We start from the raw sequence: 23579 nt of genomic DNA, 5'->3' as shown, positions 1-23579 counted from the left end.
AAACAAAACCAGTCCAGGGTTGGGCCTTCCGGCCATCCACTCTGGCGCCCCTTGGCTGGGAGGTGCCGGCCGCCGTCGTCCGTATCTGTCAACCAACCCCTCACCGGGCACGTCTCTTTCCTGGACCCGGCGTGTCAGGCGCCAACGCCCCTGAACTGACTACGCTGTCGCCTAGGTACGACAACAAGTACCAAGAGGGGGACAAACTATTCGCCTCGGCGTATGTGCGGCGCGCTCTGGCAATGACCTGGTGCAGGGCGCCGTCTCTGTCCCGGTGGACACCAATGCGCGCACGGCGAAGGCGTTCCATGAGGAGACCCAGACTACGGGGCCCGTCGTGCCCGGCGGCTCAGGGGCAGTTGCGGTGCTGCCGGCAGCAGTCGTCCGGTACGTGGCAGTCTGCTGTGGCGGCAGGAGGGGCGCGGTACGGGTGGTGCCGCTGCACGATCCTGCCCCCGTGGAGTTGGCTGGCACCCGCGACTCCAAGGCGTCCATCTACCAGTTCCGAAATAACGCGCTTTGCGGCCGAGCACATTCACGTCAGCACGTGCACGGAGCATGTGACAAGCAGTCCATGGTGGTGATTGCCAACTGGTGGTCCAACCGTGCGGTCCCGCATATTGCATCCACTTCCCCTTTCCGGCAGTGGGATGGGCTGCCGCCGGCTTCAACGCGGACCAGAGCTGGCGGTGTGCGCCGGTACTAGCACCCCTGGCGGGTTCGGCCAGCGTCCCACGAGCGCTACAGGCCACCAGGCACCCAGGCTCTGGAGGCGGTAGGCAGCAGATTGGAGCGCGGGCCGGAGGACCAACCTACGCCTGCCCTGATCAAGCCATGGAGGGTGCCGGTACAGCTGCGTGCGGCCCGGCTCCCTGGAGAGCAATGCCGGGTGGGACCGCCGGCGGCGAACCACTAAACGCACTTCCAGGTAATTGGCGATCACTGCCACAGATGTGAGCCACTCCATAGAAAGCCGGAACTGCCTCCGGAACGTCAAAACCCGATGCGGGGGCCCGGAAAACCTCGGTTTCTCGGGGTTTTTGGCGTGGTGGGGGTTGGGGCCTTGGCCGGTTTGCGGTGGGCCGGGTGGGCGTGTATTGTTTTCTAAGTCGCCGCGGGGGAGACAGTGAAGAACTGTTCACCGGGTGGCCAAAACCCCCAAATCAAAGCCAGATTCTGGTTGCTCTTTAGGGCGCTGGCAATCGGTTGGGGCGGTCTTCTCTTCGATGTGGGTCCTGAAAGATGGATTTGCTTCGGGGCGGGGGATCGGGTAAGTTTGAAAAGTTGCTCCGGAGCGATCCTGAATGTTTGGTTTGGGTGGTGCCGGGTGTGTCTGTTGTTTGAGAACTCAATAGTGTGCCAAGTTTGTTGATACCGATTATGTATGTGATTGGTTGAATTTGCCGAATCGTGCCGCCCCTGTGGTGTGGTTTGGTGTTTTTAGCTGGTTTCAAATTTTGTGCAGCCATTGGCGCCGTTATTTCCGGTGGTTTTGGTTGTGTCTGTTTTTCTTCAACGGAGAGTTTGATCCTGGCTCAGGATGAACGCTGGCGGCGTGCTTAACACATGCAAGTCGAACGATGATGCCCACTTGTGGGTGGATTAGTGGCGAACGGGTGAGTAACACGTGAGTAACCTGCCCTTGACTCTGGGATAAGCCTGGGAAACTGGGTCTAATACCGGATATGACCTTCCATCGCATGGTGGTTGGTGGAAAGCTTTTGTGGTTTTGGATGGACTCGCGGCCTATCAGCTTGTTGGTGGGGTAATGGCCTACCAAGGCGACGACGGGTAGCCGGCCTGAGAGGGTGACCGGCCACACTGGGACTGAGACACGGCCCAGACTCCTACGGGAGGCAGCAGTGGGGAATATTGCACAATGGGCGCAAGCCTGATGCAGCGACGCCGCGTGAGGGATGACGGCCTTCGGGTTGTAAACCTCTTTCAGTAGGGAAGAAGCGTAAGTGACGGTACCTGCAGAAGAAGCGCCGGCTAACTACGTGCCAGCAGCCGCGGTAATACGTAGGGCGCAAGCGTTATCCGGAATTATTGGGCGTAAAGAGCTCGTAGGCGGTTTGTCGCGTCTGCCGTGAAAGTCCGGGGCTCAACTCCGGATCTGCGGTGGGTACGGGCAGACTAGAGTGATGTAGGGGAGACTGGAATTCCTGGTGTAGCGGTGAAATGCGCAGATATCAGGAGGAACACCGATGGCGAAGGCAGGTCTCTGGGCATTAACTGACGCTGAGGAGCGAAAGCATGGGGAGCGAACAGGATTAGATACCCTGGTAGTCCATGCCGTAAACGTTGGGCACTAGGTGTGGGGGACATTCCACGTTTTCCGCGCCGTAGCTAACGCATTAAGTGCCCCGCCTGGGGAGTACGGCCGCAAGGCTAAAACTCAAAGGAATTGACGGGGGCCCGCACAAGCGGCGGAGCATGCGGATTAATTCGATGCAACGCGAAGAACCTTACCAAGGCTTGACATGAACCGGAAAGATCTGGAAACAGGTCCCCCACTTGTGGTCGGTTTACAGGTGGTGCATGGTTGTCGTCAGCTCGTGTCGTGAGATGTTGGGTTAAGTCCCGCAACGAGCGCAACCCTCGTTCTATGTTGCCAGCACGTGATGGTGGGGACTCATAGGAGACTGCCGGGGTCAACTCGGAGGAAGGTGGGGACGACGTCAAATCATCATGCCCCTTATGTCTTGGGCTTCACGCATGCTACAATGGCCGGTACAAAGGGTTGCGATACTGTGAGGTGGAGCTAATCCCAAAAAGCCGGTCTCAGTTCGGATTGGGGTCTGCAACTCGACCCCATGAAGTCGGAGTCGCTAGTAATCGCAGATCAGCAACGCTGCGGTGAATACGTTCCCGGGCCTTGTACACACCGCCCGTCAAGTCACGAAAGTTGGTAACACCCGAAGCCGGTGGCCTAACCCCTTGTGGGAGGGAGCTGTCGAAGGTGGGACTGGCGATTGGGACTAAGTCGTAACAAGGTAGCCGTACCGGAAGGTGCGGCTGGATCACCTCCTTTCTAAGGAGCACCTACAACAACCGGTCACCAGCGCATGTTGGTGGTGTGGTGTTGTCAGGAAGCAAGCCCGTAGCACGGACGATTGTTCCGTGGCGGGTGCTCATGGGTGGAATATCAACAAATAGGTGCCTGGTGGCACGGACCATTGATCAGTACGGATTCCTTCGGGGGTTCAGGAACGTTGTGTGGTCTGGTGTTCTGGGTAGTGTTTGGCACACTGTTGGGTCCTGAGGCAACAGGGCCACGGGTTCGCTGTCTTCGCCTTTTGGGGTGTGGGTGGTGTTCTGGTGGGTTTGTTTGTTTCTGGTTTCCCTGCCATGACGTCTCTGCGCACTTGGTGTGTGTGGGGTGTGTGGTGTGGGGTTGTTGTTTGAGAACTACATAGTGGACGCGAGCATCTTGTATAAGAAGCAATTTCCAAGAATATGAACCTGGATCTGGTTCGTGTGCCCTTTTGGGTGTGCGGGGCAGTTTCTGTGGTTCTCTCGAGTGTTTTTTGTTTTTGATCTTTGTGGTCAAGTTTTTAAGAGCACACGGTGGATGCCTTGGCATTAGGAGCCGAAGAAGGACGTAGGAATCTGCGATAAGCCTGGGGGAGTCGATAACCGGACTGTGATCCCAGGGTGTCCGAATGGGGAAACCCCGCTGAGCGCGCGAGTGACTTGGTGACCCGTACCTGAACACATAGGGTGCGTGGGGGGAACGCGGGGAAGTGAAACATCTCAGTACCCGCAGGAAGAGAAAACAATAGTGATTCCGTTAGTAGTGGCGAGCGAACGCGGATCAGGCTAAACCGTTCCATGTGTGATAGCCGGCGGGCGTTGCATGGTCGGGGTTGTGGGACTTTCCGTACCAGTTCTGCCGGGCTGGTGGGGTGTGATGTGCGCGCATAGGTGAACGGTTTTGAAAGGCCGGCCAGAGAGGGTGTTAGTCCCGTAACCGTAATGTGTTTGTACCGCCTGTGAGAGTATCCCAAGTAGTACGGGGCCCGAGAAATCCCGTGCGAATCTGTCAGGACCACCTGATAAGCCTAAATACTCCCTAATGACCGATAGCGGACCAGTACCGTGAGGGAAAGGTGAAAAGTACCCCGGGAGGGGAGTGAAACAGTACCTGAAACCGTGTGCTTACAATCCGTCGGAGCCGGCTCTGTTCTGGTGACGGCGTGCCTTTTGAAGAATGAGCCTGCGAGTTAGTGTTACGTCGCGAGGTTAACCCGTGTGGGGCAGCCGTAGCGAAAGCGAGTCTGAATAGGGCGTGTGAGTGGCGTGATCTAGACCCGAAGCGAAGTGATCTACCCATGGCCAGGTTGAAGCGACGGTAAGACGTCGTGGAGGACCGAACCCACTTCAGTTGAAAATGGAGGGGATGAGCTGTGGGTAGGGGTGAAAGGCCAATCAAACTTCGTGATAGCTGGTTCTCCCCGAAATGCATTTAGGTGCAGCGTTGCGTGTTTCTTGCTGGAGGTAGAGCTACTGGATGGCTAATGGGCCCTACAAGGTTACTGACGTCAGCCAAACTCCGAATGCCGGTAAGTGAGAGCGCAGCAGTGAGACTGTGGGGGATAAGCTTCATAGTCGAGAGGGAAACAGCCCAGACCACCAACTAAGGCCCCTAAGCGTGTGCTAAGTGGGAAAGGATGTGGAGTTGCCCAGACAACCAGGAGGTTGGCTTAGAAGCAGCCACCCTTAAAAGAGTGCGTAATAGCTCACTGGTCAAGTGATTCCGCGCCGACAATGTAGCGGGGCTCAAGTACACCGCCGAAGTTGTGGCATTCACATATTTTCCAAGCCTTTGTGGTTCAGGAGTGTGGATGGGTAGGGGAGCGTCGTGTGGGCAGTGAAGCTGCGGTGTAAACCAGTGGTGGAGCCTACACGAGTGAGAATGCAGGCATGAGTAGCGAAAGACGGGTGAGAAACCCGTCCGCCGAATGATCAAGGGTTCCAGGGTCAAGCTAATCTGCCCTGGGTAAGTCGGGACCTAAGGCGAGGCCGACAGGCGTAGTCGATGGACAACGGGTTGATATTCCCGTACCGGCGAAAAACCGTCCATGTTGAACAGGGGATACTAACCGCCCGAGACCTGCCTGACACCCCTTGTGGGTGAAGGGTTTTGGTGGAGCGCGGGACCTGATCCTGGGAGGCAAGCGTATTAACAGGTGTGACGCAGGAAGGTAGCCGAGCCGGGCGATGGTTGTCCCGGTCTAAGGATGTAGGGCGAGTGGTAGGCAAATCCGCCATTCATGGTGCCTGAGATCTGATGGGACCCCCGTTTGGGGGGATTTGGTGATCCTATGCTGCCGAGAAAAGCATCGACGCGAGGTTTTAGCCGCCCGTACCCCAAACCGACACAGGTGATCAGGTAGAGAATACTAAGGCGATCGAGAGAATTATGGTTAAGGAACTCGGCAAAATGCCCCCGTAACTTCGGGAGAAGGGGGGCCCCAACCTTGATACACCTTCGCGGTGTGGAGGGGATCGGGGCCGCAGAGACCAGGGGGAAGCGACTGTTTACTAAAAACACAGGTCCGTGCGAAGTCGCAAGACGATGTATACGGACTGACTCCTGCCCGGTGCTGGAAGGTTAAGAGGACCGGTTAGCCGCAAGGCGAAGCTGAGAATTTAAGCCCCAGTAAACGGCGGTGGTAACTATAACCATCCTAAGGTAGCGAAATTCCTTGTCGGGTAAGTTCCGACCTGCACGAATGGAGTAACGACTTCCCCGCTGTCTCAACCATAAACTCGGCGAAATTGCAGTACGAGTAAAGATGCTCGTTACGCGCAGCAGGACGGAAAGACCCCGAGACCTTTACTATAGTTTGGTATTGGTGTTCGGAGTGGCTTGTGTAGGATAGGTGGGAGACGTTGAAGCCCGGACGCCAGTTCGGGTGGAGTCATCGTTGAAATACCACTCTGGTCACTTTGGACATCTAACTTCGGCCCGTAATCCGGGTCAGGGACAGTGCCTGATGGGTAGTTTAACTGGGGCGGTTGCCTCCTAAAAAGTAACGGAGGCGCCCAAAGGTTCCCTCAGCCTGGTTGGCAATCAGGTGTCGAGTGTAAGTGCACAAGGGAGCTTGACTGTGAGAGAGACATCTCGAGCAGGGACGAAAGTCGGGACTAGTGATCCGGCGGTACATTGTGGAATGGCCGTCGCTCAACGGATAAAAGGTACCTCGGGGATAACAGGCTGATCTTGCCCAAGAGTCCATATCGACGGCATGGTTTGGCACCTCGATGTCGGCTCGTCGCATCCTGGGGCTGGAGTAGGTCCCAAGGGTTGGGCTGTTCGCCCATTAAAGCGGTACGCGAGCTGGGTTTAGAACGTCGTGAGACAGTTCGGTCCCTATCCGCTGCGCGCGCAGGAAATTTGAGAAGGGCTGTCCTTAGTACGAGAGGACCGGGACGGACGAACCTCTGGTGTGTCAGTTGTACTGCCAAGTGCACCGCTGATTAGCTACGTTCGGATGGGATAACCGCTGAAAGCATCTAAGCGGGAAGCTCGCTTCAAGATGAGATTTCCATACACATTTATGTGTGAGAGGCCCCCAGCCAGACCACTGGGTTGATAGGCCGGATGTGGAAGCGAGGACTAACGACTCGTGAAGCTGACCGGTACTAATAGGCCAACAACTTACACCACACAGATACATACAAAACTCTGCTTGCGTCCACTATGTGGTTCCCAACCAACAACCCTGTTGGCGGAACCTAACAATTGAATACAACACCACCCCCTGCCCACGGGCAGGGATGTTGTAACCACAAGACTTCCCAACCCCCTGCGGGTTTCGGGTACAAGGGTTACGGCGGTCATAGCGTGGGGGAAACGCCCGGTCCCATTCCGAACCCGGAAGCTAAGACCCACAGCGCCGATGGTACTGCACCCGGGAGGGTGTGGGAGAGTAGGTCACCGCCGGAACAACTATTAATGGTCGAGGCCCCAACCACACGGTTGGGGCCTCCCACATTTAACACACAAAACACCGCACACCGCATGCCGCGGGCCTTCCGGCCATCCACCCTGGCGGGCCGTGGCTGGGAGGTGCCGGCCGCCGTCGTACTTACCTGCCAGCCGAGCGTGGACCGCGGTGCTGCTGGTGCCCGTGATGCGTTGACGAGGGTGAAAACGGCCGAAGAATCGGTGATTAACCTCAAAAAATGGCGGAAACACGCGGAATTTGCGGCCCGCAACCGCCCAAGCTGGTAAGTTTTCGAACAGTGGCCTGCGCGCATGCCGTGTGCAGGCTCCAGAATCAGAACCGTCCAGGAGGACATCAATGGCTAAGAACCGTAGTGAACTTGTTGCAGAGGTAGCTGGCAAGGCCGGCACCAGCCAGGCTGCCGTCAACTCCGTCCTCGACGCACTGTTCGAGGTTTTCGAGACTTCCGTCGCCGCCGGCGAGAAGATCACCATCCCGGGCTGGCTCGCCGTCGAGCGTACCGACCGTGCAGCCCGCACCGGCCGCAACCCGCAGACCGGCGAGACCATCCAGATTGCAGCAGGCCACAGCGTTAAGCTGACCGCCGGCTCCAAGCTGAAGGCTGCAGTCTCCAAGAAGTAGAGCTTATTCCCGGCCGGCATGCAGCCGGCTGGAACAGGAGCGGCAACCCGTCGGGTTGCCGCTCCTTGGCGTTTAACCCCGGATTCGCCGCCCGGGCGGGCGTAGCGGACAATGGAATGGTGTCTTCTGCCGCAAAACCACGCTCCACCCCGCCACAGTCCAGCCCTGGCAAGGGGGCTGCGGTCCGGGACGCCGGCACCCGGGGGGTACCGGTTGCCTGGCAAGTGGCTGGCTTGGCGGCACTTTTCCTGGGCCTTGCAGCAGCGCTGATCTTCTCCGGAGAGTCAGCGGCCCGCAGCGTAGCCGATCCCGGCGCCTTGGTCCGTTGGGGACTCCCCATCAGCAAGGCCATCCACAACGTGTCCCTGGCGACCGTCGTCGGCGGGCTCATCTTCGCCGTCGGCATCCTGCCCAAGAACCTCAACGGGCGCGGGCGGGACCGGGAGAAAGCAGGCAGCGGGGCACCCGAGCATCCCGCCTTCACCCGCGTGCTCGCTGTGGCGGCCGTTGCGGGCGCGGTGTGGACCTTGTCCGCTATAGCGGTCCTGGTGCTCACGTACGCCGATGTGGCCGGGCAGGGACTGTCGGGCGATCCTGCTTTCACGCAGGCCCTGGTGTACTTCATGACGGACATCGATACAGGGCGGGCCTGGCTCGCCGTCACCATCATCGCCGCGATAGTGACGACGGCACTCTTCGGCGTCAGGTCCCTTGGTGGCCTGGCCCTCACCCTCATCCTGGCCCTCATCGGTTTGGTGCCTACCGCCCTGATCGGACACTCTTCAAGCTCGTCGGACCACGAGGGCGCCATCAACTCGCTCGGCCTGCACCTGCTCGGCGTCAGCACATGGGTGGGCGGCATCATCATCCTGGCCCTGCTGTCTGGAATCCTGACGGGGCCCAAAGCCGGGGCAGCTTCCGATATCACCGAACCCACGCTCAAGCGCTTCTCCACCCTGGCGGGCTTCGCATTCGTGCTGGTTTTCGCCTCCGGCATTATCAACGCAGCAATCCGCGTCACCAGCTGGCATGATCTCTTCGGCTCGGCGTACGGGCAGCTGATCCTGGCCAAGACCGCGGGCGCGGTGGTGCTGGGCGGCATCGGCTTCATGCACCGGCAGTGGGTCATCCCGCAGCTGGGCCGCAAGGGGGCCACTATGTCCTCGCGGCGCGTGCTGTGGCAGTTGATCCTGGCGGAGCTGCTGGTCATGGGTGCCACCTCGGGCATCGCCGTGGCACTGGGCCGCTCAGCCCCGCCGCAGCCAACAGAGCTGGCACCCAACGCCTCACCCGCCTTCATCCTCAGCGGCTACGAGCTTCCCCCCGAGCTCACTTCCGAACGCTGGCTCACTGAGTGGCGCCTGGACTGGATCTGGGTCGGCGTGGCCCTCTTCGGGCTGGTCGCCTACTTCCTGGGCGTTGCCAGGATCCGGCGGCGGGGAGACTCCTGGCAGTGGTTCCGGTCCGTCAACTGGGTCATCGGCCTGGTGGTGCTGACATACATCACGTCCGGGCCGCCGTCGGTCTACGGACGCATCCTGTTTTCTGCGCACATGGTGGACCACATGGCGCTGACCATGGTGGCCCCGATCTTCCTGGTGCTCGGGGCGCCGGTGACGCTGGCCCTGCGCGCCCTGCCCGCCCGCGGTGACGGCTCACGCGGTGCCCGCGAGTGGCTCCTGGTCTTCGTGCACTCGAAGTTCTCCCAACTGGTCACCCACCCGCTGTTCGCGGCAGCTAATTTCGCCGGTTCCATCATCCTGTTCTACTACTCGGACCTCTTCGGCTTCGCCATGCGCGATCATGTGGGCCACGAGCTGATGAACCTGCACTTCCTGCTGACCGGCTACATCTTCGTGCTGAGCATGATCGGCACCGACCCGCTGCCGCGCCGCGCCCCGTACCCCATGCGGCTGCTCCTGCTCCTGGCCACCATGGGCTTCCACGCCTTCTTCGGCGTGTCCATCATGGGCGGCACGGGCCTGATGGCTGCGGACTACTTTGGCAACCTGGGCCGTGCCTGGGGACCGTCCGCCCTTGCCGACCAGCAGGCCGGCGGCGCGGTGGCCTGGGGCATTGGCGAAGTGCCCACGCTGCTGGTGGCGATCGGCGTCGCCATCATGTGGTCCAGGTCGGACCAGCGGGAGACCAAGCGGGTGGACCGGGCGGCGGACAGGAATAACGACGCCGATCTGACCGCTTACAACGATATGTTTGCCAAATTGGCCGAACGCGATGCCAAGCTGGCTGAACGCAACAAGCTGGAAGGACGCTGATGAGCGAAACCGTACGCACGCATGCCCGGGTCCGGGCCTCCGAACTGGTGGGCCGCAACTGGCTGAACACCGGTGGCAAGTCCCTGGACCTCGAAGCCCTGCGCGGCAAGATCGTGCTGCTCGATTTCTGGACCTTCTGCTGCATCAACTGCCTGCACGTCCTCGATGAGCTGCGGCCGCTTGAGCAGCAGTACTCCGACGTGCTGGTCACCGTGGGAGTCCACTCGCCCAAGTTCGAGCACGAGGCGGACCCTGTGGCGCTGGCGGCCGCCGTGGAGCGCTACGAGATCCACCACCCTGTCCTGGACGACCCCGAACTGGACACCTGGAAGGCGTACACAGCCCGTGCATGGCCCACCCTGGTGGTCATCGATCCCGAGGGCTACATCGTGGCGCACCTTTCCGGTGAGGGCCACGCGGACGGGCTCGCGGTGCTGATCCCGGAGCTGATCGCCGAGCACGAGGCCAAGGGCACCCTGCACCGCGGTTCCGGCCCGTACGTGGCCCCCGAGGCAACGTCCGGCACCCTGCGCTTCCCCGGCAAGGCATTGTTCCTCCCGCCGGGCCGCGGTTCCACGGCTTTGGCTGGAACAGCCGACGGCGGCACGCCCGCAGGTGCAGCCGCTTCCGTTGCTGCGGAGAAGGGGTCCTGGCTGGTCACCGACACGGGCCACCACCGCCTGGTGGAACTGGCCACCGACTTCGAAACAGTCCTGGCCACCTTCGGCTCGGGCACCAAGGGCTACGCCGACGGCCCCGCCGCGGGGGACACCGCCAGCGCCCAGTTCAACGAGCCCCAAGGCCTGGTCCTGCTCCCGGAAGACGTGGCAGCCAAGGCGGGCTACGACGTCGTCATTGCCGACTCGGTCAACCACCGGCTGCGTGGACTTTCGCTCACGGACGGCAAGGCCTCCACCCTGGCTGGAAACGGCATCCAGCGCCTGCTGGAAACCGGCCCGGCCCGGGTGGACGAGGAAGGCGCCGGCTTCAGCGGCTCACTGGGCACGGACCCGCTGGATGTGGCGCTGAGCTCGCCGTGGGATGTCGTATGGTCGCGCAAGCTCAATGCGGTGGTGGTGGCCATGGCCGGCACGCACCAGATTTTCAGCTTTGACCCCGTCTCCGGCGCCGTGTCGATCATTGCCGGCAACGGCCTGGAAGGGCTTCTCGACGGTCCCGCGCACGAGTCCTGGTTCGCCCAGTCCTCAGGCTTGGCCGAAGATGCCGACGGCAACATCTGGGTGGCGGACTCCGAAACGTCGGCCCTCCGCAAGCTGAACATCGCAGACGACGCCTCCATCACCGTGGAGTCCGCCGTGGGCAAGGGCCTGTTCGACTTCGGCTTCCGCGACGGCCCGGCCGCCGAAGCACGGCTGCAGCACCCGCTCGGTGTGACCGTCCTGCCCGACGGCTCCGTGGCGATCGCAGACACCTACAACGGAGCCGTGCGCCGCTACGACCCCGCGTCCGGCACCGTGTCCACGCTGGCCCGCGGGCTTGCCGAGCCGTCCGACGTGATTGTGGACCACACGGAATCCGCCGGCTCCGAGCCCCTGCTGGTGGTGGTCGAGGCGAACAAGCACCAGCTGGTGTACGTTCCCATCCCCAAGGAAGCGCAGCAGGTGGATGAGGGCGCATCCCAGACCCAGCGGCCCAAGAGCCCTGTGGCCCCCGGCGCCCTGGACCTGACCGTCCGCTTCACCGCTCCCACCGGGCAGAAGCTCGATGACCGCTGGGGCGATCCGACGCAGCTGAAGATCTCCTCCACCCCGCCGGAACTGCTGGTGGCCGGCGGCGGCACCTCGGTGGGACTGCTCCGCACCCTGGAGCTGTCCCCGGACGTTCCCGAGGGCGTGCTGCACATTACCGCCCGCGCCGCGGCCTGCGACGGCCCCGAGACCGAGGACGGCGAGATCCCCGACCACGCCGCCTGCCACCTCTACCAGCAGGACTGGGGCATCCCGGTGGTCCTGCAGGCCGACGGTGACACCGAACTGGTCCTGGACCTCCGCGGAATGGACTGACCCGCCTGTGGTTTGCTGAACGGCTGCTTCCATGTGACTCCGCGTCACGGGAGGCAGCCTTTCGCGTTCCCAGCACGGCGGCCGTCCCGGAATTCCGGGCTTTTCGCAGACTGCCGGCTCTGAAAGCGTGCTCTGCGTGACGCTGGCCAGATCCTCCGCTGTCCACATAGGGCGGCGGCGGGGTATGGGCGGCTCTCAGAAGCGGGGCACCATGGCCGGGTGGATGCCCTCAGAGCCTTGGAAGTCTGCGGCGGAGCCGCACGGAGACCCGCCCTGGCCAGGCTGGGAGTGGATGACGCCGCCCTCAGGAGGGCGGTACGGGCGGGGGTCCTGCAACCGGACCGGGGCCTGTATGCGCTTCCGACGGCGCCTCCGGACTTGGTTGCCGTGCTCCAAAACCGGGAGTTGTTGACGTGTTCCAGCGCTGCGACTGCATATAGCCTGTGGTCGCTGCCCTCGGACGGAAAACGCCACGTCTACCACCGCCGGCAGGAGGCGGTCGGTGGGGATGCAATCCATCATTCCGGGCTCCTGCTGCCACCCTCCCGGGTCCAGCCTGTGGCCGCCCTGGCTGATGTGCTGATCCACGCGCTTCGATGCCTGTCTTTCGCGGGATCGCTGGTTATGGTGGAGTGCGCCGTAACCCGCGGCGACATGACTGTTGATTTCCTGCGCCGGCGCTTGCCGGGAAAACGCAACGAAAAGACCAATGCGGTCCTGGACTGGGTGGATAGCGGGGCGGATTCCCTCCTCGAGACGCTGGCACGCACATACTTCCGGCAAGCGGGAATCCAGGTGCAGCCGCAGGTGTACCTGGAGCGGGTGGGGTATGTGGATCTGTTGCTGGACGGATGGCCGGTCGTTGAACTGGACGGGAGGCACCACGCGGAGTGGAAACAGGTTCAAAAGGATCATCGCCGAAACAATGAGTCGGTCCTCCAGGGATATACAGCCCTCCGCTACTACTACGTCGACGTGGTGTACGGGCCGCAGGCGATGGTGGAGCAGGTGCTGGCTGTCCTGCAGCGGCGGCGCTAACTTGCCTGCGGCGTCACGCGGAGCAGGTTTTTGCGTTCCTTGCGCCGACGCAACCCCGCGAACTCAGGGGCTGCGTCCTGCGCCACTGCTGAAAGCGTGCCTGGTGTGACGCGGCGGGTAGGGGAGGGGGCTAGAAGCTCAGCTGCGGGGTGACCTTGACCGTGTCACCGGCCACGTCGAGGCGGGTGGTGAAGCTGAAGTCCACCTCGGCGTCCAGCGGGTACCAGGCGCCGGTGAAGGAGTTCTGCTGGAGCGCTTCGACCTTGGCCTTGCCGTCCAGCGGGGACACCACCCACCGGCCGTCGAAGGGTTCCACCGAGACGCCCGGGTATTCGGTGACGGTCCACTTGATGGTGCCGTCCTGGACCCGGTTGTTGCTGGCGTAGTAGAAGGGGCAGTCCGGCTGGAGCTTCTGTTCCTTGACGGCCTGGGCCGCGCAGCCGTCCAGGAATTCCCTGATTTTGGCCGCGACATCGTTCTTCAGCTTGTCCGTGGCCTGGGTCAGCAGGTTCAGTGGCGCCACGGGCGCGTCCTTGGCGGTGACCGTGGCCCGGGTGGCGGGAGCCGAGAAGTACTGCCCGTTGAGGGAGGCCTCGTACTCGCCCGGGTAGAAGACCGCGAAGGAATTGCGGCCGTTGGGCATGTTCACCGGGACGCCGTTCAGCACCGCCTCGTTGCCGTTGACCACGGTGATATCGACGGTGGGCAGGCGGGACGGGACGAATGCCCAGGTGTTGAAGAACAGCCACTCGGTACCGGTCTTCTGCAGCAGGAACTCCGTGTGCAGCCGGCTGCCGTCGATGGTGTATTCCATCGGGACCATGACCTGGTTCCCCGGACGTTCCTCGGGATCGCCGATATCCACATTCGTGACGCGGGACGCGGAGGTCTGCAGCCCTGGCCCATCCAGCATGGCGGCGTTGCTGGGCGGGACAGCCGCCCGCAGGATCCCCAGCGCACGCCCGCCGTCGCCGCTCTTCAGCGCGTCCAGGTATTCCCTGACGGGCTGCTGCGGACTGGCCACGGTATTGTTCACGACATTGATGGCCACCACGGCTCCGGCGATGGCAAGCATGAGGCCCAGCAGCCACCCGGCCGCGATCCTCACCAACGCTTGACTCATCTGCACGTTCTACACAGTAACGTCAGTGCGGACGCACACTAAAGTTGGTGTCCCCCTAATCTGGCGGGCAGCACCCGTTAACTCCCGACGGCGGGGCGCCGGAACAACGCCCACCAGCGCCTTGGACCCTGCCTCCGGCGGCCCCGGTGGCGGGGTTAGCGGCGCCGGCGCCGGGACGACGTTCCGAACACGCCGCGGAGCAGTTCGCGTCCCAGCTGCGTGCCCACGGACCGCGCCATGCTCTTCAGCCCCCCGCCCAGGGCACCGCCGAGTACGCCGCCAAGGTCGCCCATCATGCCGCCGGCTTGTGGCTCCGGCTGGCTTGGCTGCGGTTGGCGCGTCCGGGGCGCTTTGGCCCGGGACTGGCGCGGCCCAGGGTCCCGGGCTTCGTCGAATTGGGGCTCGCTGTATTGCGGTTCCGGGGCCTGGGCTGGCCTGCTGCTGGGCCGGCCCAGGATTTCTTCCTCGATCCGGCGGGCCTCGGCGTCCACGTCGTACGTGCCCGGAGTTGAAGGTGCACCCGGGGCAGGTGTGCCGGCAGCAGGCCCGGGGACCGCCGGGCCCGTGGGGGCTGCGGCTTTGCCGGTGAGCTTCTCGTAGGCGGAGGGGTTGTCCACGGTGGTCCCGTACTTCCCGAGCAGGGCGGAGCCGGCCACCGTGCTCCGGACCAGCGCTTCCTCGCTGGGACCCATGACGGATTCAGGGGCGCGCAGCCGGGTGAGGGCCACCGGGGTGGGTGCACCCTTCTCGTTCATGACGGTGATGACGGCCTCGCCGATGCCCGCGGACGTCAGCGTCTCTTCCAGGTCGTAGTCGCTGACCGGGAACGTGGAGACCGTGGCCTTGAGCGCTTTGGCGTCCTCCGGGGTGAAGGCGCGCAGGGCGTGCTGGACCCGGTTTGCCAGCTGGCCCAGGACGTCGGCGGGGACATCCTTTGGCGTCTGCGTGACGAAGAAGATGCCCACACCCTTGGACCGGATCAGCCGGACGGTGGTGGTGATGGCGTCCAGGAAGGCTTTGGAGGCCCCGTTGAACAGCAGGTGTGCTTCGTCGAGGAAGAACACGAGCTTGGGTTTGTCCAGGTCGCCGGCCTCGGGAAGGTCCTCGAACAGGTCTGCCAGCAGCCACATCAGGAAGGTGGAGAACAGCATGGGCTTGGTCTGCAGGGTGGGCAGTTCCAGGCAGGTGACCACGCCGCGGCCGTCGGGGGCGGTGCGCAGCAGCTCGGCCGTATCGAATTCCGGCTCACCGAAGAACTTCTCCAGCCCCTGCGCCTCCAGGTTCACGATCTCCCGCAGGATCACGCCTGCGGTTGCCTTGGACAGGCCGCCGAGTTCCTCCAGCTTGTCCTTGCCCTCGTCCGAGGTGAGGAACTGGATGACCGCGCGGAGGTCCTTGAGGTCTTTCAGCTCCAGGCCGTTCTTGTCCGCGAAGTAGAAGACCAGCTGAAGGCTGGATTCCTGCGTGTCATTCAGCTCCATGATGCGCGAAAGCAGGACGGGACCGAAGGAGGTCACCGTGGCGCGGACCGGGACGCCGTTGCCGTCGCCGCCCAGCGCGAGGAATTCCACGGGGAACGTCTTACCCTGCCACGGCTGGCCGATGCTGTCCGTGCGGGCCTTCAATTTGTCGCTGCCGACGGCGGCCGTCGCCAGGCCGGAAAGGTCACCTTTGATGTCGGCCAGGAACACGGGCACGCCTGCCGTGGACAGCTGCTCGGCCATCATGTGCAGCGTGACGGTTTTGCCGGTACCGGTAGCCCCGGCCACCAGCCCGTGCCGGTTCATCATGGCCAGCGGCAGCCGCACCGGCGCGTCCTTGTGGAGTTCGCCGTCGATGATGGCGGCTCCCAACTCGATGGTGGCGCCTTCCAGCGTGTAGCCCTGCTGGATGGTGGCAAGCTTCTCTGCTGTGGTTTTCGTGGCCATGGCGCCAGCTTAGCGGCGTCACCCCATCTGGCGGGCAGGCCGGGCACTCAAATTTTCGGCAGGTCCTTGGTGAAGGCCAGCGGCCCGATGGTTTCCGGGTCGGCGTCGAGATCGAACTGCGCCTGGTAGCCGGTGTTCAGGTAGAGGTGCTTGGCCTCCGGCTGCCGTGGACCGGTGGTGAGGTACAGCCTGGTGTAGCCGCGGGCGGCGGCCAGCGCCTCGAGTTCGGCGAGCACCAGGCGTGCCAGCCCACGACGGCGGTGTGCCGAGTGCGTCCAGATCCGCTTCAGTTCCGCCGTGGCGGGGTCGTACCGGCGGAACGCGCCGCCGGCGATTGACTCGCCGTCTTCCTGGATCACCAGCAGGGCGCCGTGCGGGCCCTCGAATTCGGCCGCCGGGTAGCGGTTCAGTTCCTCTGCCGCGGCCCCGCGGCCAAACAGGTCCCCGTAGCGGGTGTCATATTCGACGGCGAGCTCGTCCAGGAGCGGCCGGACCCGCGGATCGTGCATGGGAAGGCTGAGGACCGACAGCCTGGCGGGATCGAGGGGGCGGGGCTTGAGATCGGACTCTGCGGTCATGGTGCTAGTTCTTTCCGGCGGCGGCTGGTTCTGGACTCATTGTGGCGGACACCTGGGAGGCGATGTCCCGGGCAACCCCGAGGACGGTCCGGGCCAGGGCATCGTTCTCGCGGAAGGGCGCCGCGTTGGTGTTGGGCCTGGCGAAGGCGCCGGCGCCCCAGCCGGAGGTTCCCGGCCCGACGCCGAAGAGGGTTGCCTGCGCCCGGCCGTCCGCGTCCACCAGGTGGTGCCCGGGAGAGACCAGCAGCTTCCCGGTGGAGTGGATGCCGTCCGAGGTCAGCAGCTGCTGTTCGCTGCCCAGGCCGCCGTCATACAGCGAAGAAAGTACCGGGTTGAGCGAGCGGGCCACGGACGTGGACGGCAACCGCGCCTCAATCAGGGCCGCGGCCGTGACGGTCACCCCCGACTGCGTGGAGGAAGCAACAAAGAGCCCGCTGGCGTCGTCGGCGGATACCTCCAGGCCGGGGCCAAGGAACTGCAGCACCCCGGCGCGGTGCAGCGCCAGCATCTGGCGCAGCCTGTGCGGCGGCGGACCGGAATCCACGAAGCTGAAAAAGCCGTGCCACCAGCCGTGAATGACCTGCTGCGAGCGGGCATTGAGGCGTTCCGCCGGAACCACGCGTCCCACCTCCATGTACACGTGCAGCAGGGCCAGGAACAGGGCCAGGGTTTCCGGATGGTCCGGGCCGTCCCGTAAAGAGAGATCGTTCTCTATATACCCGGCCACGGCGTCCTGCAGCTCCTGGTGGCCGGCAAAGTGGACACCGTCGAAGGGACGGTCCAGCCGCTCCAGGTCCAGGTGCAGGCCCGGGTCCGGCACGGCAGCCGCCACGAGGTCCGTGCGCTCGCCGCTGTACCAGTCCACCCCGGCATAACGGGCGGCAAACACTTCCCATTCCATGGCCGCGCGTTCCGGGCTGCCCGTGAGGAGTTCGCGGTAGTAGCAGTAGCCTGCTTCCTTGGCAATGAGCGGCCAGAGGTGCTGCCGGAAGTCCAGTTCGCCGTGGGCGTCCAGGAGGGCGTCCACGGCACCAGCAGTGAAGAACCGCAGCGGCCCTGGAGCCTGGCCGCGCAGGGGTGCGGAAATCTTGGAGTGGTACGGAACCCCACGGCGCGACCCTGCCCACAGCCGTGGTTCCCGTCCGGACGGAAGGTAGCGCAGCCCGCCGTCGTCCGTTTCCTGGAACCTGCCGCCGCGCCCCTCCATGAGCAGGACCAGCAGGTCAACAAACGCCAGGCCCATCCCGGCGACGATCACGTCCTGCCCGGCGGCGATGGGGGAGTAGTCGACGTCGGTGGTGTAGCTGGGTGCCGCGTGGTAGCCGCCGTGCCGGGCGGCGAAGTCCGCGAACCCGGCGGAGACGGCGTCCGGGCGGGAGTCAGTGTGCCCCAGGGCGGTGACGACAATGTCTGCGTGCAGCGTCCGGCCATTGGCCAGCTCCACCTCATGGCCGCCATCCACAGCGGCAATGCCGAGGGCGGTGGTCCGGTGCACCGCCACGCTGCGGCCCAGCGACTTGGCGGCCCGGCGGAAGAACCACTCCAGGTACTGGCTCTGCAGCCGGCGGGTGGGGAAGGTGCTGCCCGTCAGCGCGCGGAGCTGGTCCCACAGCTGCTGCGGGAAGTCCGGCACGTCGATGATGGTGGCATCCAGGACGCCTGCGGCCCACTCGGCCAAACCGGGGCCGGGGGCGGCGGGGCCGGCGCAGTCCACCGACTCGTCCGTGAACATGGTGATGTCCTCCGCCATGGAGTTCAGCAGGAGGCCGGGGTCCTGGTCGTACCGCCAGATCCGGCCCGAACCGGGGACGTGCGGTTCCACCACATGGATCTGCAGCGGGCCCGCGAAGACGTCAGGCCGGTTGGCCGCTATCCGTTCCAGCACACCGGCCGTGCGCGGTCCGCCGCCAATGAAGACGATGGCCGGGATGGTGGCTGGCATGGATGCTCCTGACAGTGGGGGCTGGGATTGAGTGCCCATGCTAGGCAGCCGTGACGACGGCGGTCGAGCGCCTGGTCACGGCCGTTAACTCCGCGTCACGGCGCGTTACGGGACGCAAAGAATCGACTCATGACGCCGTACGAAGCCCCGTGAACTATTGCAACCTGCCGCCTTGCTGGGCCGTTCCGGCCGGTCCTAGATTTGCAGCCAGCAAGGGGCCGAACGGTCCCACCCGGGGCAACGCCCATCCGGATCCCACGACGAGAAGCGAGGTGGCACATGAGTTCAGCAGCAACGACCGTGGCGCAGTCACAACAGCCAGCCGGCACCGCCGGCGGAAACGCCACCGAAAACCCGGCGGCCCGAAGATGGGGCGGCCGCCCGGAAGGCCCCGGACTACTCGTCCTACCGGGTGGTGGCAGCAAAGCATCCGTGGCGCTGGGTGGGGACTGCCGTCGTCGCGCTCGGCGTCCTGGCGGTGGCGTGGTCCCTGGCCACCAACCCGCGCTGGGAGTGGGGCGTGGTGGCGCAGTGGTTCACCGCCCAGTCGGTGGTCAACGGGCTGGTGGAAACGCTGAAGCTGACCGCCATCTCCGGCATCCTGGGGTTCGTGCTGGGCTTCATCCTGGCGCTGATGCGGCTGTCCGCATCGCCGCTGCTGGTCTCGGTGTCCTGGACCTTCTCCTGGATCTTCCGGTCCACGCCGCTGCTGGTCCAGATGCTTCTTTGGTACAACCTGGGCTACCTGTACGAGAAGATCAGCTTAGGGATCCCGTTCACCGATGTCCGCTTCTTCGAGGTCCAGACCACCACACTGATCAGCCAGTTCGCGGCAGCAGTGCTGGGGTTGACCCTGAACCAGGCGGCGTACTCGGCGGAGATCATCCGCGGCGGCATCCTGTCCGTGGACCAGGGCCAGCTGGAAGCCGCGGCCGCCCTGGGCATCCCGGCCTGGCGCCGTTCCACCCGGATCGTCCTGCCGCAGGCCATGCGCGCCATCCTGCCCACCGCGTTCAACGAGATCATCGGCCTGGTCAAGGGCACCTCGATCGTCTACGTCCTGGCCTACTCCGAGCTGTTCTACACGGTGCAGGTCATCTACAACCGCACGCAGCAGGTCCTGCCGCTGCTGCTGGTGGCCACGCTCTGGTACATCGTGATCACCTCCGTGCTGAGCGTCTTCCAGTACTACATCGAACGGCACTACTCCAAGGGCGCGGTGCGGAACCTGCCGCTGACGCCCCTGCAGAAGGCCCGCAAATTCTTCGCCACCCACGCGGCAGTCCCCACCCGGAGGAACTTCTGATGACTGAGACCCTTACCGCCCCCACTGCCACCCGCGGCCTGGTGGAGATCACCGGCGTCCGCAAATCCTTCGGCCCCACGGAAGTCCTCAAAGGCGTCAGCCTCACCGTGGAACCCGGGGGAGTAGCCGTGATCGTGGGCCCCTCCGGATCCGGCAAGTCCACCCTGCTGCGCACCATCAACCACCTGGAGAAGGTGGACGGCGGCCACATCACCATCGACGGCCGGCTGGTGGGCTACGAAGTCCGCGGCGACCGGCTGCACGAACTGCGGGAAAAGGAGATCCTGAAACAGCGCACCGACATTGGCATGGTGTTCCAGAACTTCAACCTGTTCCCGCACCTGACCGCGCTGGAGAACGTGGCGGAAGCGCCGGTGGTGGCGCAGGGCCGCTCCAAGGCGGAAGCCCGCCGCCGCGGCCTGGAACTGCTGGACCGGGTGGGCCTCAAGGACCGGGCTGACGCCTACCCGCGCCAGCTCTCCGGCGGCCAGCAGCAGCGCGTGGCGATTGCCCGCGCGCTGGCCCTGGACCCCAAGATCCTGCTGTTCGACGAGCCCACCTCCGCCCTGGACCCCGAACTGGTGAACGAGGTCCTGGACGTCATCCGTGAACTCGCCAAGTCCGGCACCACGCTGATTATCGTCACCCACGAGATGGGCTTCGCCCGCGACGTGGCGGACACCGTGGTGTTCATGGACCAAGGCCAGATCGTGGAACAGGGCACCCCGCAGGACATCTTCAGCAACCCCCAGGAACCGCGCACCCGGAGCTTCTTCTCCAAGGTGCTTGAACCGGCCTTCAACATCTAAGGAACTCCCATGGCTTTCCCCACCAGCCGCCGCCGCGCCCTCGCGGCGCGTCCCGCCGTCGTACTCCTCGGCACGGCACTCCTTGGTTCAGCCGCGCTCGCCGGCTGCGCGGACCCCGGCGCCTCCGCCGCCGGCAACCCCACCGGAGGGGCGCAGGCGACGGCGGCCCGAAACGGCGTGGTCTACAACACCTCCCCGGACCAGCAGCGGATCCGCGCGGAGAAGGACGCGGCGCTCGCCGCCAAGGTTCCCGCGCTGATCAGCAAGGACGGCAAGCTGACGGTGGCCACGACGGCCGGTTCCATCCCGCTGTCCTTCCACGCAACGGACGACAAGACGCCGATCGGCTCCGAGCTGGACGTCGCGCAGCTGGTGGCGGACAAGCTGGGCCTGGAGCTGGACGTGCAGGTCACGTCCTGGGAGAACTGGCCGCTGAAGACCCAGTCCGGCGACTTCGAGGCCGTCTTCTCCAACGTGGGCGTGAACAAGGACCGGGTGAAGCTGTTCGACTTTGCCAGCTACCGGGCCGCGTACATGGGGTTCGAGGCGAAGAAGTCCGCCACCTATGACATCAAGGGCGCGGACGACATCTCCGGCCTGAAGGTCTCCGTGGGCTCCGGAACCAACCAGGAGAAGATCCTGCTGGCCTGGAACAAGGAGCTGGAGGCCAAAGGCAAGGCCCCGGCCACGCTGCAGTACTACTCCTCCGACGCCGACACCATCCTGGCGCTCTCCTCCGGCCGGACGGACCTGAACATCGCGCCGTACCCCTCCACCGTGTACCGGGAAAACACCCGGGACGACCTGAAAGTGGTGGGCAAGGTCAACGCCGGTTGGCCGTCCGAGACCCTGGTGGCCGCCACCACGCTGCGCGGCAACGGGCTGGCGCCGGTGATTTCCGAGGCCCTCAACGAGGTCATCGGGGACGGCTCCTACGGGAAGGTCCTGGAACGCTGGGGCCTGTCAGAGGAAGCCCTGCCGGAATCCAAGACCATCACAGCGGAAAACTTCGCGGCCACGCCGGCAACCGCCACGGCCGCTCCGTCACAGGCGGGGAAGGCATCATGAACGCAGTACGCACGGAAACCGCCCTCGAGTCCTTCGACGCCGACTGGCAGGAATGGCACGCCGCCCACGAACAGCAGCGCGCCCACCCGCACGGCTTCCTGGCGGTGACCCACCTGCACTGGCTGGGCAGCGAACCCACCCGGCTGGAAGGCGCCCCGGGCACCTGGAGCGTGGCGGCCGACGTTGTCCGCGTCCTTTTGGAACCGGGTGACAGCCTGCAGCAGGACGGCACGGAGCTGAACACGGAAGCCGGCGCGTCGCTGGAGTTTGGCCCCGTTGAAGAACGCGGCGGCATCAACCTGGTGTCCGGCGAGACCGTCATTGAACTGGCCAAGCGGGGCGGCGAGTACATCGTGCGGCCGCGTCACCCCGAAAACCCGCTGTTGCAGGCCTACCAGGGCACGCCCGCCTACTCCCCGGATGCTGCGTACGCCGTCCGCGGGACCTTCGTGCCGTTCGAGGCGCCGCGGCCCACCACCGTGGGTGCAGCCGTGGAAGGCATCCAGCATGTCTACGAGGCACCCGGCGAGATCCGCTTCAAGCTGGCCGGCCAGGAGCTGGCGCTGACCGCGTTCAACGGCCACGCGCCCGGCTCCCTGTCCGTGCTGTTCACCGACCAGACCTCCGGCAAGACCACCTACGCGGCCAACCGCTCCCTTTCGGTGGTGCCCGCCGCGGACGGGTCCGTGGTGCTGGACTTCAACCGGGCCGTGAACCTGCCGTGCGCCTACACGGACCTGGCCACCTGCCCGCTGCCGCCGGCCGAAAACCGGCTTCCCGTGGCCATCGAAGCCGGCGAAAAGACTCCCTACGAACGTCAGGACCAGCAGTGAGTACCTTTGAAAAGCCGGGCTTCCTGGCGATCGAGCTCGACGGCGCCGGCTGGGACGGCGCGCACCTCACCCGGGCCGTGCTGGCAGCAGAGTCCGCGGGCTTCCATGCAGCAACCTTCACCGACGCACCCGCTCCGGGCCGCGCCAACGCGCTGCAGCGGGCGGCCTTCGCCGGGCCGGTGACGCACACCATTGCGCTGGTCCCGGAGGTGGACACCGTCTACACCGAGCCCTTCCACGTCTCCACCCAGCTGGCCAGCCTGGACTACGTGTCCGGCGGCCGGGCCGGGTGGATCGCCACCGCCGCCGACGCACCTGGGGCGGCTGCCGCCGTCGGCCGTGCTTCCGTTGCCGGCGAGGCGCTGGGGCAGGAAGCGGCCGCATCCATCGAGGTGTCCCGCCGCCTGTGGGATTCCTGGGAGGACGACGCCGTGATCCGCGATGTTGCCACCGGCCGGTACATCGACGTGGACAAGCTGCACTATGTCGATTTCCAGACGCCTGCCGATTTTTCCGGCGCGGGCTATTCCGTCAAGGGGCCATCCATCATTCCGCGGCCGCTCCAGGGGCAGTTGCCGGTACTGGTTCCCGCGTCCCTGCTCGGAGAAGTTCCGGCGGACGCAGTGGATGCCGTGCTGGTGACTGCGCCCGCAGCGGAACTGCTGGCCGCCGAGGTCCGCGACGTCCGGGCCCGGGTGGGGGCGTCCGTTGCCGTGATCGCCGAGCTCGACGTCGTCCTGGACGCCCGCGGGCAGGCTGCGGCTGCGAGGGATGCAGCGTTCGACGGCGGCCGGGCGGCTTTTGCAGGTTCCGCAGCCGGTCTCACCGACTTCCTGTCCGACCTTTTAAGGGCGGCCGACGGCGTGCGGCTGCACCCGGCGTCGCTTTTTGTCGATCTCGAGGAGCTGGGCCGGCTGGTCCTTCCGGAACTGCGCAGCCGCGGAGTCCTCCGCCCGGTGGTGCAGGACGGCACCTTCCGCGACCTGCTGGGCCTGGAGCGCCCGGCCAGCCGCTATGCAACCGTCTCCGCCGCGGCAGCCGGCACCGGAAAGTAAG

12 protein-coding genes, 3 rRNA genes and 1 pseudogene are annotated in these 23579 nt (G+C 64.5%); 12 read left to right on the top strand and 4 right to left on the bottom strand.

Annotation, left to right across the window (positions count from 1 at the left end):
* Nucleotides 1-1512: 1512 nt before the first annotated feature.
* The 7 genes from NIBR502770_RS16870 to NIBR502770_RS21580 all read left to right on the top strand — a co-directional run bounded on the left by NIBR502770_RS16870 (nt 1513) and on the right by NIBR502770_RS21580 (nt 12936).
* A 16S ribosomal RNA gene (locus NIBR502770_RS16870) occupies nt 1513-3034 on the top strand.
* A 513-nt stretch (nt 3035-3547) separates the two neighbouring features.
* Nucleotides 3548-6676: ribosomal RNA gene (locus tag NIBR502770_RS16865) — 23S ribosomal RNA — on the top strand.
* A 162-nt stretch (nt 6677-6838) separates the two neighbouring features.
* Nucleotides 6839-6955: ribosomal RNA gene (gene rrf / locus NIBR502770_RS16860) — 5S ribosomal RNA — on the top strand.
* Together the 16S, 23S and 5S rRNA genes form the textbook arrangement of a ribosomal RNA operon.
* A gap of 358 nt (nt 6956-7313) precedes the next feature.
* Nucleotides 7314-7598, top strand: a complete 285-nt coding sequence (locus NIBR502770_RS16855; protein ID WP_011693739.1) for an HU family DNA-binding protein — start codon at nt 7314-7316, stop codon at nt 7596-7598.
* A 116-nt stretch (nt 7599-7714) separates the two neighbouring features.
* Entirely contained in the window at nt 7715-9874 is a 2160-nt protein-coding gene (locus NIBR502770_RS16850; protein ID WP_141182715.1) for a cytochrome c oxidase assembly protein, read from the top strand.
* Nucleotides 9874-11898 (top strand): NHL domain-containing thioredoxin family protein, encoded by a 2025-nt coding sequence (locus NIBR502770_RS16845; protein WP_141159005.1) that lies wholly within the window; start codon nt 9874-9876, stop codon nt 11896-11898. The genes NIBR502770_RS16850 and NIBR502770_RS16845 overlap by 1 nt, the downstream gene beginning before the upstream one ends.
* Nucleotides 11899-12552: 654 nt before the next feature.
* Nucleotides 12553-12936, top strand: coding sequence for an endonuclease domain-containing protein (locus NIBR502770_RS21580; protein WP_246857303.1), 384 nt, complete (start codon nt 12553-12555; stop codon nt 12934-12936).
* A gap of 130 nt (nt 12937-13066) precedes the next feature.
* Here NIBR502770_RS21580 and NIBR502770_RS16835 read toward each other — a convergent pair whose 3' ends face one another.
* The 4 genes from NIBR502770_RS16835 to NIBR502770_RS16820 all read right to left on the bottom strand — a co-directional run bounded on the left by NIBR502770_RS16835 (nt 13067) and on the right by NIBR502770_RS16820 (nt 18507).
* Nucleotides 13067-14059, bottom strand: coding sequence for a hypothetical protein (locus tag NIBR502770_RS16835; protein WP_210411344.1), 993 nt, complete (start codon nt 14057-14059; stop codon nt 13067-13069).
* A gap of 155 nt (nt 14060-14214) precedes the next feature.
* On the bottom strand, nt 14215-15987 hold the full coding sequence (locus NIBR502770_RS16830; RefSeq protein WP_141182713.1) for a helicase HerA-like domain-containing protein: 1773 nt from the start codon (nt 15985-15987) through the stop codon (nt 14215-14217).
* A 47-nt stretch (nt 15988-16034) separates the two neighbouring features.
* On the bottom strand, nt 16035-16565 hold the full coding sequence (locus NIBR502770_RS16825; protein ID WP_141182712.1) for a GNAT family N-acetyltransferase: 531 nt from the start codon (nt 16563-16565) through the stop codon (nt 16035-16037).
* 4 nt (nt 16566-16569) lie between these two features.
* Nucleotides 16570-18507 carry an FAD/NAD(P)-binding protein gene (locus NIBR502770_RS16820; RefSeq protein WP_141182711.1) on the bottom strand — a complete coding sequence of 646 codons (1938 nt, stop codon included), beginning with the start codon at nt 18505-18507 and terminating at the stop codon, nt 16570-16572.
* 379 nt (nt 18508-18886) lie between these two features.
* On the opposite strand from NIBR502770_RS16820, the pseudogene NIBR502770_RS16815 reads away from it, so the two are divergent.
* The 5 genes and pseudogenes from NIBR502770_RS16815 to NIBR502770_RS16795 all read left to right on the top strand — a co-directional run.
* Nucleotides 18887-19813 (top strand): annotated as a pseudogene (locus NIBR502770_RS16815) (amino acid ABC transporter permease); the annotation flags it as partial.
* Nucleotides 19813-20622 (top strand): amino acid ABC transporter ATP-binding protein, encoded by an 810-nt coding sequence (locus tag NIBR502770_RS16810; protein WP_141182710.1) that lies wholly within the window; start codon nt 19813-19815, stop codon nt 20620-20622. The pseudogene NIBR502770_RS16815 and the gene NIBR502770_RS16810, both read left to right, overlap by 1 nt.
* A 9-nt stretch (nt 20623-20631) precedes the next feature.
* On the top strand, nt 20632-21690 hold the full coding sequence (locus tag NIBR502770_RS16805; RefSeq protein ID WP_141182709.1) for a transporter substrate-binding domain-containing protein: 1059 nt from the start codon (nt 20632-20634) through the stop codon (nt 21688-21690).
* Nucleotides 21687-22523, top strand: a complete 837-nt coding sequence (locus NIBR502770_RS16800; protein WP_141182708.1) for a DUF1684 domain-containing protein — start codon at nt 21687-21689, stop codon at nt 22521-22523. Before NIBR502770_RS16805 ends, NIBR502770_RS16800 begins: the two co-directional genes overlap by 4 nt.
* A complete protein-coding gene (locus NIBR502770_RS16795; protein WP_141182707.1) occupies nt 22520-23578 on the top strand; it encodes an LLM class flavin-dependent oxidoreductase in 1059 nt (352 codons plus the stop codon). The genes NIBR502770_RS16800 and NIBR502770_RS16795 overlap by 4 nt, the downstream gene beginning before the upstream one ends.
* Nucleotide 23579 lies beyond the last annotated feature (1 nt).

Source organism: Pseudarthrobacter sp. NIBRBAC000502770 (genome assembly GCF_006517815.1).
Taxonomy (GTDB): Bacteria; Actinomycetota; Actinomycetes; order Actinomycetales; family Micrococcaceae; genus Arthrobacter; species Arthrobacter niigatensis.
Note: the sequence above shows the minus strand (reverse complement) of the source record. Positions and strands in the feature narration are given on the sequence as shown.

Coding starts and splice junctions, on each gene's coding strand:
- NIBR502770_RS16855 (WP_011693739.1), top strand. CDS start 7,314: ATGGCTAAGAACCGTAGTGAACTTGTTGCAGAGGTAGCTGGCAAGGCC.
- NIBR502770_RS16850 (WP_141182715.1), top strand. CDS start 7,715: ATGGTGTCTTCTGCCGCAAAACCACGCTCCACCCCGCCACAGTCCAGC.
- NIBR502770_RS16845 (WP_141159005.1), top strand. CDS start 9,874: ATGAGCGAAACCGTACGCACGCATGCCCGGGTCCGGGCCTCCGAACTG.
- NIBR502770_RS21580 (WP_246857303.1), top strand. CDS start 12,553: ATGACTGTTGATTTCCTGCGCCGGCGCTTGCCGGGAAAACGCAACGAA.
- NIBR502770_RS16835 (WP_210411344.1), bottom strand. CDS start 14,059: ATGAGTCAAGCGTTGGTGAGGATCGCGGCCGGGTGGCTGCTGGGCCTC.
- NIBR502770_RS16830 (WP_141182713.1), bottom strand. CDS start 15,987: ATGGCCACGAAAACCACAGCAGAGAAGCTTGCCACCATCCAGCAGGGC.
- NIBR502770_RS16825 (WP_141182712.1), bottom strand. CDS start 16,565: ATGACCGCAGAGTCCGATCTCAAGCCCCGCCCCCTCGATCCCGCCAGG.
- NIBR502770_RS16820 (WP_141182711.1), bottom strand. CDS start 18,507: ATGCCAGCCACCATCCCGGCCATCGTCTTCATTGGCGGCGGACCGCGC.
- NIBR502770_RS16810 (WP_141182710.1), top strand. CDS start 19,813: ATGACTGAGACCCTTACCGCCCCCACTGCCACCCGCGGCCTGGTGGAG.
- NIBR502770_RS16805 (WP_141182709.1), top strand. CDS start 20,632: ATGGCTTTCCCCACCAGCCGCCGCCGCGCCCTCGCGGCGCGTCCCGCC.
- NIBR502770_RS16800 (WP_141182708.1), top strand. CDS start 21,687: ATGAACGCAGTACGCACGGAAACCGCCCTCGAGTCCTTCGACGCCGAC.